The organism is Rhizobium sp. P2_G9 (genome assembly GCF_056403475.1).
Genome location: NZ_JBFUFK010000001.1, coordinates 266713 through 284028 on the forward strand (window position 1 = coordinate 266713; position 17316 = coordinate 284028).

Below are 17316 nucleotides of genomic sequence, written 5' to 3' on the forward strand. Positions count from 1 at the left end.
CGCGCATGTCTCCCGAAAGTCGCCACCGGTTTCGGGATAAAGACATGCGCAATAACAAAGAGCTGAAGCGCTGTGAGCGATCCCTGGAGATCGCGGGGCGGCTCAGCGCGTCAGGAAGTCGTTGCGGATGATCGCCGACAGCACATGTTCGGCGATCGGCTTGATGAAGCGCACCCCGACACGTTCGCCGGTGCGGTAAACTTCTGCGCAGCCGATCCGCTCCTCACCGCCAAGGAAGGTGAGGTAATAGTGATCCGGCAGGCCGATCGTCGTGTGCACATGGATGCCGGCGCCACCGCGGGAGATGTCCATTACCTGACATGTCCGCGAGGTCATCCCGGAAAGGCCCGGATTGATCGCCAGCAGGCTGCCTGGTTTGTTGACCGTGAACCGCTCGTAGCGGCGCGCTTCGAGGCCAGGTTCGACATGGATCGAGTTGGGCGTCATATCCGGAGCAACGTTGGCCATGTTTGGTTCTCGCTTTGGGTTAGTCCAAAACTGGCACGGAAAATTTGAGAGGCTCTGAATAAGCTATTTAAAATCCTAGCGAATTGCACTTTTATGCATTTTTGGCAAATATTCGTGGCGTCAAACGAAGCACAAATGAAAGCCGCCCTGCAGATCGGACAGGGCGGCTTTTCAATGAAAGTGTCGGTCGAGGCTATTCCATCATCTCGGTTTCGAGCGAGGCGACGCCGGTGATCGATTGCTGGAAGCCGGGGTCGAGGAACATGTTGAACTTGATCATCATCCGGTCGCCTTCGCGGCGCACTTCCGTGGCGCCGATCTCTTCGGTCGAGCCCAGGATGATGAGGAAGAAATTCCGCGGCAACATGATATAGGGGCCTATATTGATCAGCGCGCCGGCGCAGGACAGGCTTTCGATCAGGCAGTTATACTTTTTCTTGATCGTCAAGTGCGGGGCGACTGGAATGATCGTCCCCGGGCGATCAACCCGAAACTGCCGAAAGCTGCGCTTCGGATTGGAGATCATCATCCTGTCGTTGAAATCCTTGAAATGATGTAACTGCATTGCGGGTGTCTCCTTTCCTGGGTTTACGGCAAGCATAAGGCGCTGAGATTTAAGCAAGATTGAACGGCAAGGGTTTATTGGCGGCGCGGTTAATCCTCGATGAATGCAACCGGTCGTATTCGAGTGAATCGCGCTCGGTCGGATATGCTGTCACGCAGGTGACTTGACACTTGCCGGCTCCTGCGTGTATCAGCCCGCTCCGGTTGAGGCGCCTGCCGCTCGCGAGCTCTGCTCATGGTGAAGTCCTCGGTTTGTTTTTGCGCATGTCGTTATCCCGAAACGAGGGACCGCTTTCGAGCGACATGCGGCAGAGACTGAAATGCCCTGAACGTCCAACGGGACGGCGGCAATGCGAGCCCCCCATCGGATCCCAAGGGTTTTCGTGAGGCACGCATGTCCACTCAAAACATCTTCCTGCATGGCAGCCTGAGCCGGCTCTTTGTCCGCACGGCGGCACCGATCGTCCTGATCATGGTTATCAACGGCCTCTATGTCGTGGCCGACGCTTATTTCCTTGGCGTCTACGCAGGCGCCGCGGCGCTGTCGGCGGTCACGCTCATCTTCCCCATGATGATGATGCTCTACGCTCTGCAAACACTGGTCTCCAACGGCATGGCCAGCATCCTGGCGCGGGAGCTCGGGGCGGGGCGACGCGACGACGCGCGCCACACCTTCACAGGCGCGCATCTGCTTGTGATGGCGGTGGTGATTGCCGTTTACTTGCTCTACTGGCTGTTCGGCCGCGCGCTGATCGACATCGGCGCGGCCGGCGCCCCCGCCGTGGCGGGAAATGCCCGGATCTTCACGGGCATCATGGTCGGTTTCGCGCCACTCTCGTTCCTCCTGTCGCTCAACATCGACGCTTTGCGCTGCGAGGGCCGGCTCGGCTTCATGACGATCGCGACAATTTCGGCGACGGTGCTCAACATCGTCTTCAACTGGCTGTTCATGGGCGGTCTACACTGGGGCGTGGCGGGTTCGGCTGTTGGCACTGTGCTGGCGCAAACGATCTGCCTTGCGGCGATCGCGATTTTTCGTTGGCGCAACCCCGCTGCGCTGAAACTTGCGCGTCCCGGGCCGGTGCGCGAATGGCGGGCGATGCTGGCGCTCGGTGCGCCGACCAGTCTCGGCCTCATGGGCATCTCGCTGGTCTCGGCATCGATCATCGCCAATATCCGTCTCTGGGAGCTGGACCACTATGTCGAGACGATCGCTGCCTATGGCGTGGTGACCCGCATCCTGACCTTTGCCTATCTGCCGATGATGGGCATCAACATCGCCTTCCAGACCATCTGCGGCAATAATTTCGGCGCCGGGCTGAAGGAACGCACCAACGGCATTCTGAAGATCGCCCTTATGACGGCCGTCATCTATTGCGGTCTGGTGCAAGTGATCTGCTTCCTGTTCTCGGCGCATTTCGGCGCTGCCTTCGTCAGTGATCCGAAGATCATCGCCGAGACGGCACGCATCCTACCGTGGACGACCGCCGTTTATGTGCTCTGCGGTCTACCCGTCGTGCTGTCGGGCTATTTTCAGTCGATCGGCGACGCGCCACGGGCCGGAATCCTCGGCCTGTCGCGCACCTATCTGTTTGCGATCCCGCTGGTCTTCATCCTGCCGCATCTGTTCGGGGAACAGGGTATCTGGATGGCGGCACCGACGGCGGATATCGCCATGGTCGGGCTGATCGCGGTGGTCTTGGCAGTCAATGCCGGCCGGCGAGGATGGCGGTTCGGCGTGCTGCAGCCGGTGTGAGAGCCGGAGCAGCCAAGCCTGTCAGCCTTGCGGCAGCAGCCGAGTGAGCAGATCCGACAGGATCTGGCGCTCGGCTCCGTCGAGCGAAGCAAAGCCAGCGCCGGCCACGTTTGAATGGATTTCCACACCCCGCAGGTAAAGCGATCTGCCGAGCGGGGTCAGTTGCAGTGCCATCGCCCGCCCTGCACCGCGCTGCCGCTCGATCAGGCCGCGCTGTATCAGCCGCGTGGTCAGCGTTCCGAAAGCCTGGTCGGAATTGAAGGTCAGTTGCGCCAGCCGATGCTGCGAGCCGCCGGGAGTGCGCTCGATCTCGCGCAGCGCATTCCATTGGACCAAACTCACGCCCAAAGGTTCCAGCGCCGCATCGAGCAGACGATGCTGGCGATCCTGAATACGCTTGATCAGAAGCCCCAAATGTTCAGGCGTGCTTGACATATAAATATGTTTATATAAATAGGTTGATTATGTCAATCGTCGCTAAGAGGTTTTGCTGTGCAAACATCCGTAAGGTCATTGAATATGCCGGCCGGAAACGTGGCGCTGCATATTGCCGAAACCGGAGCGGGACGCCCTTTCCTGCTGCTGCACGGTGGCGCCGGTCCTGCATCGATGCGAGGATTGGGAGAGGGGCTGTCGCAGATTGGTTCTGCGATCCTGCCGACACACCCTGGCTTTGATGGCCGGCTGAGGCCGTCCTGGCTCACGTCTATCCGGCAACTGGCAGAGATTTACACCGCTCTGCTGGAGGATATGGACGTGCGGGATGTGACCGTCATCGGCAATTCCGCCGGCGGTTGGATCGCAGCGGAGATGGCCTTGCTGGACGCATCACGTATTGCTGGCATCGTCCTGATGAACGCCGTCGGCATCGATGCCGATCCCTTGGGGCAGTCGATCGTCGATCCGATGGTCGTCTCAGCGGAAAAGCGGGCAGCACTCGCCTTCCACGATCCCGCCTCCTTTGCCATCGCGCCGTCTGGACCGGACGCCGCAACTGCCATGGCGGAGAACCAGCGCACGCTGCGCATCTATGCCGGCGAGCCCTTCATGTATGATCCCACCTTGCGGGAGCGACTGGCAGGCATGACCTGCCCAGCCTTGCTGCTATGGGGTGAGAGTGATGGCATCGTCGACCTTGCCTATGGCAGGCGCTACGCGGCGGCGATCCCCGGCAGCCGCTTCGAGACCGTAGCCTGCGCCGGCCATTTCCCGCATATCGAGCAACGTGACGAAGTTATGCAGCGTATTAGTGTATTCGCATGGCTTCCAGGGGCGTGAGCCGTGACGCTTTTGAGTTGCCAGTTATGCTCCGGAGCGATGGAACTCGGGATGTTGTGGCTGGCTTGACATTATGGGCTGGGTTACCAGACGCGCCCGGGCCAGTCCTTGCGGTCAGACAAGTGATCGAAAGCTTCATCAGCTGACATGAGAGGAATGCGAAGCAATATGCTCGTCGCCGCAATCATCCGATCGAATGGATCGCGGTGATCCCAATCCAGTGATGCGGCCAAAAGCGCAATTTCAGGTGTGAGCGTTGCTATGCGACCTTGCTGTTGGGTCAGAAGATGCGGGAGTTGCCCGACATGTGCTTCCATTTCAGGCCACTTGCCAAGTCGCACCTTCTGGGCGACCTCGTAGAAGCTTACAGGGCTGACGTGAATTTCATTGGCGGTGTTGATAAGGTCGAGATCACGTTTTGGCAGCCGCGGGTCTACTGTAAGATTCCATGTCCAGATATGCGTATCGAGGAGGAAAGACGCCATCAGGCACCTTCCCAGTCCCGCAATTCTTCTTCACTCATCGGTTCGAGAAAATCCGGCCCGCCAGGTGGGACTATCCCCTTGAGAAGGCCACTTTTGAAGCGCGTCTGTTCTACAGGAACCAACCGCACTGCCGGCGTCTGACCCCTGGCAATAACCACGTCTTCGCCGTCGAGCGCAGCTTCGATCAATTTCGACAGCTGCGTTTTTGCTTTGTGAACCGTGACCTGCATGGCAATCTCCGTTTATTAGCTAAGTTAGCTAATAAACGGAAAGAAATCAAGCTCACGCCTTCAGCAGCCACTCATGCTCCGGCTGGTTATGGAACTTCCACACCCTCTTCGGCCCAGCCATGACATTGAGATAGTAGAGATCATAGCCATGCACGGTGGCGCAAGGGTGATAGCCCTTCGGCACCAGCGTCACGTCACCGTTCTCCACGGCCATAGCCTCGTCCAGCGACCGGTCGTCGGTGTAGACGCGCTGGAACGCGAAACCCTGTGGCGGGTTCATACGATGATAATAGGTCTCCTCCAGCAGGCTCTCGTAAGGCAGGTTGTCCTGGTCGTGCTTGTGCGACGGATAGGAAGAACTGTTGCCGTTTGGCGTGATCACCTCGACCACCAGCAGCGAATGAGCGGAATTGTCGTCCTCCGGCATGATATTGGTGACCAGGCGGACATTCGAGCCCTTGCCGCGGTTGAACTGCGGATGAGTGCCCGGCGGGATCAGCTTCGTGTTGAAATCGCCGCCGCCCGGCGCCGAGCAGACGGCGAGTTCGAGATCGGTCGTGGCGGTCACCGACCAGTGCGAATGGGCGGGAATGTAGAGCGCGTAGGGCGCGCCTTCGAACGGGCTCATCCGCTCGCCGAGCGTGCCGAAATCCTGAGCATCAACTGAGGTTTTTCCTTTGCCGGAGACCCAGACGAGGCAGACTTCGCGATCGCCGGTGTCGCCTGAGGCGGTCTCGCCGGGTCTCAGCTTGTTCATGTCGAAGCCGACATAGGTCCAGCCGGCGGTCTCGGGCGTGACATGCGTGACGCGGCCACTTGTGCCTTTGGGTTTGACGAGCAGGTTCGGCATCGGCTGTTCCTTTTCCAAACGTTGTTGCCGTGAGGTTTACCCCTCACCAAGCGCGGCCAAGCGATCGGCTACGCCTCTCGCGGCCTTGCTATCCTCTCCCGCAAGGGGAGAGGCAGGGTGCCACAATTGTCGTCCTCACTTGAGGCAAGGCAGTGCGGCGAGTTTTCCTCTCCCCTTGCGGGAGAGGATACGAAGGCCAGGTGAACGTAGTGAACCTTTGGCCGAAGTTGGTGAGGGGTGCAATCGCCCCCCCCCCCGTCTCACCCCTTCGGGAAACCCTCGGTCTCCACAGTATACCCCGCAGCCGTCATAACCCGCATCAACTCCGCATAACCGATCTCGGCCATCTTCTGCGGCGGCGCCTTGCGCGGATCCTGTTCCGCCTCGACGACGAACCAGCCTTCATAGCCATAATCGGCGAATTTCTGCACGATGGCCTTGAAATCCAGCGAGCCGTCGCCCGGCACGGTGAAGGCGCCAAGCGCCACAGCATCGAGGAAAGACTGGCGGCTGCGGTCCAGACCGTCGATCACCGGCTGGCGGATATCCTTCACATGCACATGGTTGATGCGGCCATGATGGTTGTCGATGGCGCGCAGCACATTGCCGCCGGCGAACGCCAGATGCCCGGCATCGAGCAGGAGCGGAATACCTTCGCCGGAATTGTGCATGAAGGCATCGAGTTCCGGCTCGGTTTCCACCACGGCAGCCATGTGGTGGTGATAGGAAAGCGGCATGCCCTGCTCGGCGCACCATTCGCCGAACTGGGTCACTTTGCGGCCATAAGTCTTCATTTCGTCGTCGGAGAGACGCGGCTTGGTGGCGAGCGGCTTGGAGCGGTCGCCCTGGATGGAGCGGCCGACTTCGCCATAGACGATGCAGGGCGCGTTGACCGCCTTGAACAGTTCGATCATCGGCGCGATGCGATCCTTGTTGGCCGCAAGCTCCTCATTGACCAGCGTGCCCGAGAACCAGCCGCCGCAGAGCGTCACGTCGGCGGCGCGCAGGATCGGCAGCATCTCGCTGGGATTGTTGGGAAAACGGCGGCCCTGCTCCATGCCGGTAAAGCCGGCGCTGCGTGATTGCCGCAGGCATTCTTCGAGCGAGACGTCATCGCTCAGTTCCGGAAGGTCGTCGTTCCACCAGGCGATGGGCGACATGCCGAGTTTGGCTTTCATCGATAGTCTCCTTGAGGCGCGTCGTTGGAAGGCCGGCAACCGGTCTTCCAACGACAGTCATATGAAATCTTCCTGGTCTCCGCGCGGCGCTCAGCCGATGCTCTGCGCCGCAAGCGCCTTGATATAGGCCTCACGCGCCGTGTTGACCTGCTCGCGCGGGCTGACTTCCGGCACCGCCACATCCCACCAATGGCCGCCGGCCTGGGTAGTGATCAGCGGATCGGTGTCGATGACGATCACCGTCGTGCGGCCATTGTCTTTCGTGTCCTTCAGCGCCTGCTCCATCTCGGCGATCGAGCCGACTTTCAGCGCCACCGCACCCATCGCCTCGGCATGCTTGCGGAAATCGATATCCGGCATTTCCTCGTGATGGGAGTCCTTGAGCAGATTGTTGAAGTTGGCGCCGCCGGTGGCCATCTGCAGCCGGTTGATGCAGCCATAGCCACGATTGTCGAGCGTCACCACGGTGATCTTCTTGCCGAGCATCACCGAAGTCGACAGTTCCGAATTCAGCATCATGTAGGAGCCGTCGCCGACCATGACGATGACATCGGCATCCGGCCGGGCGAGCTTGACGCCCAATCCGCCGGCAATCTCATAGCCCATGCAGGAGAAGCCATATTCCATGTGATAGCTGCCCGGCGAGGTCGCGGGCCAGAGCTTGTGCAATTCGCCCGGCAGGCCACCCGCGGCACAGACCAGCACCGTGTTTTCGCCTGCGCGGGTGCGGGCGACGGCGCCGATCACCTGCGCGTCGGAGGGCAAGGGCGCGTTGGTCGGAGCCAGCGCCTTTTCGGCCGAGGCCATCCACTCGGCCTTGAGGCGCGCAGCCTCTTCCTGCAACCCGGCCGAGGCTTTCCAGCCGCCGAGTGCCGACGTCATGACCGAGAGGGTGTTCCGGGCATCGCCGACGACAGGCAGCGCATTGTGCTTGGCGGCGTCGAAGCTGGCAACATTGATGCTGACGAACTTCACCGTCTCGTTCTTGAAGATCGCCCAGGAACCGGTGGTGAAATCCTGCAGCCGGGTTCCAACCGCGATGACGACATCAGCCTTTTCCACCAGCGCATTGGCCGCCGACGTGCCGGTGACGCCGACCGAACCCATCGAGAGCGGATGCCGCTCGTCGATAGCCGATTTGCCGGCCTGGGTTACGGTGACCGGAATGCCGTGGCGCTCGGCGAATGCCTGCAGCGCCGCCGTGGCGCGGGAATAAAGCACGCCGCCACCGGCAATGATCACCGGCGTCTTCGCGGACTGAATTGCCGCGACCGCCGCCTCTATTTCGCCGTCGTCGGCATGCTGCCGGCGGAGAGACCAGACCTTCTCCTCGAAAAAGCTTTCCGGATAGTCGAAGGCCTCGGCCTGCACATCCTGGCAGAGCGACAGGCAGACGGGGCCGCAATCGACTGGATCGGTCAGCACCTGCATCGCGCGGCGCAGCGCCGGGATGATCTGCTCGGGCCGGGTGATGCGGTCGAAATAGCGGGTAACGGGCCGGAAAGCATCATTGGCCGACAGCGTGCCGTCCTGGAAACTTTCGATCTGCTGCAGTACCGGATCGGGGGCACGGTTGGCGAAGACGTCGCCGGGGAGGAACAGCACCGGAATGCGGTTGACATGTGCGACGCCGGCCGCGGTCACCATGTTGAGCGCTCCGGGGCCGATCGAGGTGGTGCAGGCCATGAAGCGCTGGCGGAACGCGGCCTTGGCGAAGGCGATGGCCGCATGCGCCATGCCTTGCTCATTGTGCGCGCGATAGGTCGGCAGCTCCTGGCGTACCTGGTACAGCGCCTCGCCCATGCCAGCGACATTGCCATGACCGAAGATCGCCCAGACGCCGGCGAAGATCGGCAATGTCTCGCCATCGACCACCGTCATCTGCTTTTTCAAGAAATGCACGATGGCCTGCGCCATCGTCAGCCGGATCGTCTTGCCCATTGTGCTTCCTCCCGCATCGTTTGCGTCGCGGTTTAAGTTCGTTCGTCTTCAATCTCGTTGTGTCGGCGGCGGCGAATTCACCCCTCACCAACTTCGGCCAAGGGTTCGCTTAAGCTTACCCGGCCTTCGTATCCTCTCCCGCAAGGGGCGAGGAAAACTCGCGGCGGCCTCTTGCCACAATCGAGGCGGTTGCTCATGGCACCCTACCTCTCCCCTTGCGGGAGAGGATAGCAAGCCCGCGCGAGACGTAGTCGAGTGCCTGGGCGCGCTTGGTGAGGGGTAAACAGCCTCGCCAACCCCTAAAGCCCGCGCGTCCTCAGCCAAGCCTTGGTCAGTGCCTCGAACCGTCCCGCCATATCCGCAATCGCGGCCTCGTCATTCATCTGACCCGACAGCCATTGCTGCGCGGCATAGGCAAAAATCGTCCGGCCGACCGCAAAGCCCTTGACCAGCGGCGAGACTGCGGTGGCGGCAAACGCCTTTTCAAGCTGCTCTGCCGGCGCTTCCAGGCCGAGCAGCACGATGCCGCGGCACCAGGGGTCGTTGTCGTTTATCACCTTTTCGATATTCTTCCACGCAGCCGGCGAATGCTGCGGTTCGAGCTTCCACCAGTCCGGCTTGATACCGAGCGCGTAGAGTTCGGTGATCGCGCGCGAAATCGTCGTGTCGTCCAATGTCCCATGCTTGCCAGCGATGATTTCGACCAGCAGTTCGCGACCGACCTTGCGGGCGGCTTCGAACAGGCTGAGCAGCTTCTGCTGCTGCTCCCTCTTCAGCGCTTCCGGATCGTCCGGATGGTAGAAGCACAGGCATTTGATGCAATGCTCGACCGGCCATTCGACCAGCTGCGAGCCGATATCCTGCGAGAATTCGAACCGGAGCGGCCGTGAGCCTGGCAGTTCCACCGGCCGGCCGATCCAGGAAAAGCCCTTTTTGGCGGCGTCGAAGAAGGCCTCGCGACCAAAACGCTCGTCGATCAGCATGCCGTAGCCTTCGCGGCCCTGGCTGACCCGTGCGGCGGCAGCGACGGCCAGCCGCTTGAAGACGTTGATCTTCGCATGCGGCGCCTTGACGGAATCGCAGATATCCGTGAGCTGCGAGCGATGGTCGATGGCCAGCGCCATCAGGAGCGGGATATCGCCGCGGCGCGTCGTCGCCCAATGGATGTGGCTGAGCGCCTCATCCTTTCTGAGCGCCTTGTATTTGCTGCCATGCTTGAGGAAATGTTGCAGCTCTTCCCAGGTCGGATATTCCGGCGCACAGAGCAGGCGCGATACGGCGAAGGCGCCGCAGGCATTGGCCCAGGTGGCCGAGGTCGCATGCGGCTCGCCCGAGAGCCAGCCGCGCAGCAGGCCGGACATGAAGGCGTCGCCGGCGCCGAGCACATTATAGACCTCGATCGGAAAGCCCTGGCCGACAATGCCGTCTTCGAGATTGTCGGAGATCGGGCCGTCATAGACGATGCAGCCCATGGCGCCGCGCTTGAGCACGATGGTCGCCGGTGTCGCCGCCCGGATCGCTTTCAGCGAGGCGAGCACGCTATCGGCGCCCGAGGCGATCATGATCTCTTCCTCGGTGCCGACGATCAGGTCGCAATCCGGCAGCACCGATTTCATCAGCGTCGAGACGCGATCGGATTTCACATAACGCTCGAAGCCTTCGGCATGGCCGGCGAGGCCCCAGAGATTGGGGCGATAGTCGATGTCGAAAATCACCTTGCCGCCGCTCTCCTTGGCGATGCGGATCGCCTTGCGCTGCGCCGCTTCCGTATTCGGCTTGGAGAAATGCGTGCCGGAGACGAGGACGGCGCGTGACGAACGGATGAAATCCTCGTCAATATCGCTTTCGTCGAGCGCCATGTCGGCGCAGTCGGTGCGCACGAAAATCATCGGCGACACGCCTTCGGATTCGATCGCCAGCAGCACCAGCGCCGTCAGCCGGTCCTTGTCGGTGGCGATGCCATCGGTGTTGACGCCTTCGCGGTCGAGCTGCTCGCGAATGAAGCGGCCCATCTGCTCGTCGCCAACCTTGGTGATCAGCGCAGATTTGAGCCCTAGCCGGGCGGTGCCGACAGAAATATTGGTCGGGCAGCCGCCGACCGACTTGGCGAAGGAGGCAATGTCCTCCAGCCGCGAGCCCGATTGCTGGCCATAAAGATCCACGGAGGAACGTCCGATGGTGATGACGTCGAGGCTTTTTTCCTGATCTGAACCGGCCATTGCTCTATCCTCTATTTCCAGTCGGTCTTGCAGCCGACTTTTCGCTATTTTGAAACATAAATTCTATGGAAAAGTCAAATGGAATTTTTGTTTCATTTTGTATATATGTTTCTTTCGCGTTCCATCTGGCGGCGCTTTTCGGCAATCGCCACCGGCATGGCCATGGCCAGCGCCATCGAGGCCGATAGCGAGCGGAAGCCGGAGAAATCCGATTCCACCACTTCGAACCAACATTTGGCGAAAACCGCAAGCGGTGAGAACACCGAGTCGGTGATCGCCACCACCGGTACGCCACGCTTGGCGAAACTCTCGGCATTGGCAATGCTGTCGGCTGCATAGGGCGAGAAACTGACGGCAAAGGCCGCATCGCGGTCGCCGGCGAATTGCGCCATTTCCGCCTCGACGCCGTTGGGCGAGGCCACCATCATGTAGCGGATGCCGAGCTTGCCGAAGGCATAGGCCATGTGCGCAGTCAGCGGATAGGAGCGGCGCTTGGCAATGAGATAGATCGTTTCTGCGCCGGCGAGAATGTCGATCGCCTGGGCAAATTGCGCCGGATCGATCGATGCCGCCAGTCGGCCGATCGACTGCGCTGCCGCATTCAGGAAGCCGCTCAGCAGTTCGGCTTCGTGGATATGATTGTTTTCGCGCTCGAGGATGTTCAACCGCTCTTCGTAAGAAAGCGTCTTTTCCTTCAGCCGGTCTCGGAAAATGCTTTGCAGGTCGGAAAAGCCTTCATAGCCGAGATGATGGGCAAGCCGCACCAGAGTCGAGGGCTGGACTTCTGCCGCCGAAGCAATGCTGGCCGCGGTGCCGAAGGCGATCTCGTCGGGATTGGCAAGCGAATAGGCGGCGACCTGGGCGAGGCGTTTCGGCATTTCCGCCTTGCGCTCGATCATCGCGGCGCGCAGGGTCTCGAAATCGCGCGGCGCCTGTTCGTTGAGCCCTCGGACCATGCGTCCTCCGATCGAATGCCCATTCTGCAAATTGGAACGGTTATTCCGTTCTTGTCGCAGCCTTATGCACCAAATCCCGCCGCGTTTACAGGTGTATGTGGCGTCTAATGGAAAAAATTTTCCATTGGCGGAATGAAATGCTTGTTCTCTTTTGTCTTGCGATGAAGTAGGTATTCCGGAAAATCGGGAGGATGGCATGGCGCTTGGAATTGGCCTGATCGGCACCGGCTATATGGGAAAATGTCACGCGCTGGCGTGGAACAGCGTGGCGCCGGTGTTTGGCGACGTCGAACGGCCGCGCCTCGTCGGCCTTGCCGAGGTGAATGCCGAACTGGCGGCGAAGAAGGCGGACGAGTTCGGCTTTCGGCGCTCGACCGGCAATTGGCGCGACCTCGTCGCCGATCCCGAGATCGACGTGATTTCCGTGACCACGCCCAACCAGTTCCACGCCGAGATGGCCATCGCGGCGCTGGAAGCCGGCAAGCATGTCTGGTGCGAAAAGCCGATGGCGACGTCGCTTGCCGATGCCGAGCGGATGCTGGCCGCGCAGCGCGCCTCGGGCAAGGCGGCGGTGATGGGCTATAATTATATCCAGAACCCGCTCATCCGGCACATGACGTCGCTGATCGAGAGCGGTGCGATCGGCACGCTCACGCATGTCCGCGTCGAGATGGACGAGGACTATATGGCCGATCCCGACGAGCCATTCTATTGGAAGAGCGAGGCGAAATCCGGCTATGGCGCGCTTGACGATTTCGCCGTCCATCCGCTGTCGCTGCTGACCTTGCTGACCGGCATGCCGGCTGAGGTGATGACCGATATGGCCAAACCCTATGCCGACCGGCCGGCGAAGGAAGGCGGCCGTCGCGCCGTCGAGAATTGCGATATCGCCAATGTCCTCATGCATATGAAGAGCGGCGTTTCCGCCGTGCTGCTTGCCAACCGTTCCGCCTGGGGTCGCAAGGGGCGAATCGCCATCCAGATCTACGGCTCGAACGGGTCCATCCTCTACGACCAGGAGCGGATGAACGAGTTCCAGCTCTATGACCGCAGCGGCAAGCCGACCGAACACGGCTTCCGCACCGTGCTAACCGCACCGCATCATCCGCTCTATGGCAAGTTCATCCCGGCACCCGGCCATGGCCTGGGCTTCAACGACCTGAAGATCATCGAATGCCGAGAGTTGATGGCCGCGATTGCCGGCCAGCCGGCCCATGTCATCGATTTCGCCGCCGGATTGGAGATCGAGAAAGCGGTGCATGCAATGGCGCGGTCGCATGCCGAACGGCGCTGGGTCACGCTCGGGTGAGGACATTGTCCTTCACCAAAATTTCTTTCAAGACAACATTGAAACCGGCTGATCCATCCGTAATACTTCCGAGAAATTTCTGGAGGTGAGGATATGTCCACCCGGCATAAGAAAAGCCGTCTCCCGTTCGTTATTGTTTTCGCGGCTGTTTTCGTGGTCGCAGGGAGTGCTGCCGAAGCCGCCAAGCGGGTTGCACTGTTGATCGGCAATGCCGACTATCAAAACACCAACGCGCTTCGCAACCCCAAGAACGACGTGCTGTTGATGAAGAAGACGCTCACCGATGCGGGCTTCGACGATGTCGAGGTCGCGGTCGACGTCAATCTCGTCGAGTTGCGCAAGGCGCTGCGCAATTTCGAGGACAAGTCGCAGGATTCCGATGTCGCCGTGCTCTATTATTCCGGCCACGGCATGGAAATGAACGGCCAGAATTACCTGATTCCGGTCGACGCGGTGCTGGCTTCCGACAGGGATGTCGAGGATGAGACGGTTCCGCTCGATCGCGCCGAACGTGCTCTTGGCGGCGCGACCAAGCTGAAGCTCGTCATTCTTGACGCCTGCCGCAACAATCCATTTCTGGAAAACATGACCCGCTCGGTCGGTACGCGAGACATCACCAAGGGCCTCGCCAAGGTCGAGCCGGAAGGGGCCGATACGCTGGTCGCTTATGCGTCACGCGCCGGCACGGTGGCGCTTGACGGTTCGGGCAGCAACAGCCCGTTCGCGGTCGCACTCTCCAAATATATCGCCCAGCCCGGCGTCGATGTGCGCATCGCGCTCGGCCAAGTGCGCGACGACGTGATGCAGGTGACCGACCGCAAACAGGAGCCGTTCGTCTACGGATCGCTTGGCGGTGCCCAGATATTCCTGTCGATCAAGCAGCTCAACGTCACCATCAACAATAACAGCAAGACCGACGACAAGAAGCAGGACACGCCGACCAATACCATTTCCGAGGCGGCGCAGGACTGGAACAACATCAAGGACCTGGCCGACAAGGACCTGTTGAACGCCTTCATCGCCAAGCACGGCAACGATCCGGTCTACAAGATGCTGGCCGAGAAGAAGCTGAAGCTTCTGGCCGAGGCCGAGCAGAAGACCGATACCGCCGCCGACCAGATCGCCTGGGAAGCGCTCAAGGGCTCGACGGACGCTTCGGCGCTCAAGCGCTTCATCGAGCGCTATCCGGACAGCAAATATCGCAAGGACGCGGAGCAGGCCGTCGCTTCGCTGGCCCCGGCCCAGAACCTGCAGACGACGACAGCCAAGGAAACGCCGGCTCAGAGCGATTGCTACCTGCTTGCCGGCGAACAGCAGGCAACCCCGGGCTATCCCGGCGTTCTCCTGCAGAAGATCGATTCCAAGCGCGCCTTGACCGCCTGCGAACAGGCCGTCAACGAGAGTCCCAATGACGGCATGCTGGTCAATCTGCTCGGCCGCGCCTACGAGGCAGACCGGAACTATGCCGAGGCGCATCGCAGCTATGACCGCGCCCTGCAGCTCGGCAACCTCTATGCCGCGACCAATCTCGGCTGGCTGGCGATCTATGGCCATGATGGTGCGATCGATCTGGAAAAAGGCCGGCAACTGTTCCAGAAGGCGGCCGATGCCGGCAACCAGCTTGGCCAGGTCTCGCTCGCGTCTCTTTACCGCGATGGCTATGGCGGCATGACGCAGGATTATGCCAAGGCGATCGAGTGGTACACGAAGGCCGCCAACCAGGGTAATGCCTCGGCCTTCGGCAATCTCGGCTGGTTTTATCGCGAAGGCATGGGCGTCACACGCGATTACCAGAAATCGGTCGATTACTACCGGCAGGGTGCCGAAGCCGGCGACCTGACCTCGATCGCCGCCATGGGCTATGCCGCCCAGAACGGGCTCGGCATTCCGCAGAATTATGACCAGGCGCGCAATTGGTATGAGAAGGGGGCGAATGCCGGCGACGCCTATTCCATGGCTTCTCTCGGTTTCCTCTACGACGCCGGCGTCGGCGTGAAGCAGGATTATGTCGAGGCTCGCTACTGGTACGAAAAGGCCGCCAATGCCGGCAGCGCCTATGCCATGGGCAACCTGTCGCGCCTCTATGACCAGGGGCTGGGCACGGCCGTCGATCCGCAGGAAGCGGTGCGCTGGGCGGTCGCCGCCGTCGAAAGCGGCGATCCCGGCAAGAAGGAAGAACTGAAGACCCAGCCGAATAATTTTTCAGCCGCTTTTCGCACCGAATTCCAGAAAGTATTGAAGAGCCGGGGCTATTTCCGCGGCACCGTGAACGGCGATTTCGGTCCCGACACGCTTGCCGCCATCGACAGCCTGGCGACCGGCAAGGATCAGAACTCGTCGACCGATAACACGTCAAACCAGAACACGACCAGCAACGACCAGAACACGACAAACAACAACACGAATGACAATGCCGGTCAGAAGAACAATACCAACAACAATGTCGGCACCGGTATGGCGTCGATAAAGGTCCCGAACACCGACAACAACACGACCACGAACAACAACAATACGACCAACAACAACACGGCGCAGACGACGATTTCCGACGCGATCACCTTCCGTCCGAACGTCAAGGCCAAGACCGCGAACGCGCAGGAATGCTATTCGCTTGCCGCCGAGCCGGGGTCCGAGCCGGGCGTCACCGGCGTCCAGTTCGCCGACATCCAGGTCCGCCGCGCCATCGACGTGTGCACGCGTGCAGCCCTGGAATCCCCCGGCGATTCGATGCTGAACGATATGGTCGGCCGCGCCTATGACATCGACCGCAACTACGGCCAGGCGCACAAATTCTACCAGATGTCCGCCAACCAAGGGAATGTCTTTGCCTATACCAACATGGCCTGGCTCGCCGTCTACGGCAATGGCGAAACCCAGGACGTGCAGAAGGGCATGCACATGTTCGAAAAGGCGGCCGATTTCGGCAACGCCTATGCGCAAGCATCTCTCGGCTGGGTCTACCGCGAGGGCTATGGCGGCATCGCCAAGGACTATAAGCTCTCCTTCGATTGGTACATGAAGGCTGCGAACCAGGATTATGCCAATGCGCAGGCCTCCATCGGCTGGCTCTACCGCGAAGGCCTCGGCGTGCCGCAGGATTACGGCAAGTCGTTGGAATATTATCGCAAGGGTGCTGAAAAGGGTGACCTGAACGCCATCGGCTCGATGGGCTATGCACTGCAGAACGGGTTCGGCACGCCGGTCGACTTTGAGGGCGCACGAACCTGGTACGAGAAGGGTGTGGCGAGGAACGATGGCTATTCGCTCTCCGCACTTGCCTGGCTCTATCGCGAGGGCAAGGGCATCTCCCGCGATTATGCCAAGGCCTTCGACCTCTACAAACGTGCTGCCAATCTCGGCGACGTGACCGGCATGTCCTCGCTCGGCTATATGTACCAATATGGTCTCGGCACGACTGTCAGCTATCCGGATGCGTTGCGCTGGTACCAGTCCGCCGCCGACAAGAACGACGCTTATTCCTTCTCTGCATTGGGTTGGATGTATCGTGAAGGCGTCGGTGTCAACCGGGATTACGCCAAGTCGCTCGATTACTATCGCCGCGGTGCCGATCTCAACGATCTCAATTCCATGGGCTCGCTCGGCTACGCCTTCCAGAACGGCCTCGGTACGCCTGTCGATCTCGACCAGGCGCGGCAATGGTACGAGAAGGCGGCGGAGGGCGGCGACGCCTATTCCATGGCCTCGCTTGCCTGGCTCTACGAGAATGGCAAAGGCGTGAAGCAGGACTATGTGCAGGCCAAGGATTGGTATGAAAAGGCCGCCAATGCCGGCAGTTCCTATGCCATGGGCAATCTCTCCTATCTCTACGACAAGGGTCTCGGCACCAGCCCTGATTCCCGCCAGGCTGCCAAACTGGCAGTGCAGTCTATCGAGGCCGGCGAGGCGCCGTTCATCAGCGACATGAAGGCCGGCGCCGTCAACTACAGCCCGGATTTCCGCCGCCAGCTGCAGCAGGCGCTCAAGGACCGCGGTTACTATACCGGTCCGGTCGACGGCGTCTTCGGCGCCACCACCACCACGGCCATCGACAAGTTGACAAACTCGCGGACCTGACGCGTAGC

General features: G+C 60.6%; 14 protein-coding genes. 4 read left to right on the forward strand and 10 right to left on the reverse strand.

Features of this window, described 5'->3' with window-relative positions; all coding sequences use genetic code 11:
• Window positions 1-102 precede the first annotated feature (102 nt).
• On the reverse strand, window positions 103-468 hold the full coding sequence (locus AC1DYF_RS01455) for a PilZ domain-containing protein (RefSeq protein ID WP_477874487.1): 366 nt from the start codon (window positions 466-468) through the stop codon (window positions 103-105).
• Between the two features lie 193 nt (window positions 469-661).
• A complete protein-coding gene (locus tag AC1DYF_RS01460; RefSeq protein ID WP_477874489.1) occupies window positions 662-1033 on the reverse strand; it encodes a hypothetical protein in 372 nt (123 codons plus the stop codon).
• Between the two features lie 393 nt (window positions 1034-1426).
• Here AC1DYF_RS01460 and AC1DYF_RS01465 point away from each other — a divergent pair, with 393 nt between their 5' ends.
• Window positions 1427-2788, forward strand: coding sequence for an MATE family efflux transporter (locus AC1DYF_RS01465; protein ID WP_477874491.1), 1362 nt, complete (start codon window positions 1427-1429; stop codon window positions 2786-2788).
• A 21-nt stretch (window positions 2789-2809) separates the two neighbouring features.
• Here the strand turns inward: AC1DYF_RS01465 and AC1DYF_RS01470 are convergent, their stop codons facing one another.
• A complete protein-coding gene (locus tag AC1DYF_RS01470) occupies window positions 2810-3223 on the reverse strand; it encodes a MarR family winged helix-turn-helix transcriptional regulator (protein ID WP_477874493.1) in 414 nt (137 codons plus the stop codon).
• An 84-nt stretch (window positions 3224-3307) separates the two neighbouring features.
• Between AC1DYF_RS01470 and AC1DYF_RS01475 the strand changes: the two genes are divergently transcribed.
• Window positions 3308-4066, forward strand: coding sequence for an alpha/beta fold hydrolase (locus tag AC1DYF_RS01475; RefSeq protein ID WP_477874495.1), 759 nt, complete (start codon window positions 3308-3310; stop codon window positions 4064-4066).
• 83 nt (window positions 4067-4149) lie between these two features.
• Here the strand turns inward: AC1DYF_RS01475 and AC1DYF_RS01480 are convergent, their stop codons facing one another.
• The 7 genes from AC1DYF_RS01480 to AC1DYF_RS01510 form a co-directional block, all read right to left on the reverse strand.
• Window positions 4150-4551, reverse strand: coding sequence for a type II toxin-antitoxin system VapC family toxin (locus AC1DYF_RS01480; RefSeq protein WP_477874497.1), 402 nt, complete (start codon window positions 4549-4551; stop codon window positions 4150-4152).
• Window positions 4551-4781, reverse strand: a complete 231-nt coding sequence (locus AC1DYF_RS01485) for a type II toxin-antitoxin system Phd/YefM family antitoxin (protein ID WP_477874499.1) — start codon at window positions 4779-4781, stop codon at window positions 4551-4553. Before AC1DYF_RS01485 ends, AC1DYF_RS01480 begins: the two co-directional genes overlap by 1 nt.
• A 52-nt stretch (window positions 4782-4833) precedes the next feature.
• Entirely contained in the window at window positions 4834-5631 is a 798-nt protein-coding gene (gene iolB, locus AC1DYF_RS01490; protein WP_477874501.1) for a 5-deoxy-glucuronate isomerase, read from the reverse strand.
• A gap of 260 nt (window positions 5632-5891) precedes the next feature.
• Window positions 5892-6809, reverse strand: a complete 918-nt coding sequence (gene iolE / locus AC1DYF_RS01495; protein ID WP_477874503.1) for a myo-inosose-2 dehydratase — start codon at window positions 6807-6809, stop codon at window positions 5892-5894.
• Window positions 6810-6899: 90 nt separating this feature from the next.
• Window positions 6900-8750: a 3D-(3,5/4)-trihydroxycyclohexane-1,2-dione acylhydrolase (decyclizing) gene (gene iolD / locus AC1DYF_RS01500; protein ID WP_477874505.1), complete on the reverse strand. Its 1851-nt coding sequence runs from the start codon at window positions 8748-8750 to the stop codon at window positions 6900-6902.
• Between the two features lie 299 nt (window positions 8751-9049).
• Window positions 9050-10969, reverse strand: a complete 1920-nt coding sequence (locus tag AC1DYF_RS01505) for a bifunctional 5-dehydro-2-deoxygluconokinase/5-dehydro-2-deoxyphosphogluconate aldolase (protein ID WP_477874507.1) — start codon at window positions 10967-10969, stop codon at window positions 9050-9052.
• 92 nt (window positions 10970-11061) lie between these two features.
• Entirely contained in the window at window positions 11062-11925 is an 864-nt protein-coding gene (locus AC1DYF_RS01510) for a MurR/RpiR family transcriptional regulator (protein WP_477874509.1), read from the reverse strand.
• A 196-nt stretch (window positions 11926-12121) separates the two neighbouring features.
• Here AC1DYF_RS01510 and AC1DYF_RS01515 point away from each other — a divergent pair, with 196 nt between their 5' ends.
• Window positions 12122-13234: a Gfo/Idh/MocA family protein gene (locus AC1DYF_RS01515; RefSeq protein WP_477874511.1), complete on the forward strand. Its 1113-nt coding sequence runs from the start codon at window positions 12122-12124 to the stop codon at window positions 13232-13234.
• A gap of 93 nt (window positions 13235-13327) precedes the next feature.
• Window positions 13328-17308, forward strand: a complete 3981-nt coding sequence (locus tag AC1DYF_RS01520) for a caspase family protein (RefSeq protein WP_477874513.1) — start codon at window positions 13328-13330, stop codon at window positions 17306-17308.
• The last annotated feature ends 8 nt before the right edge of the window (window positions 17309-17316 follow it).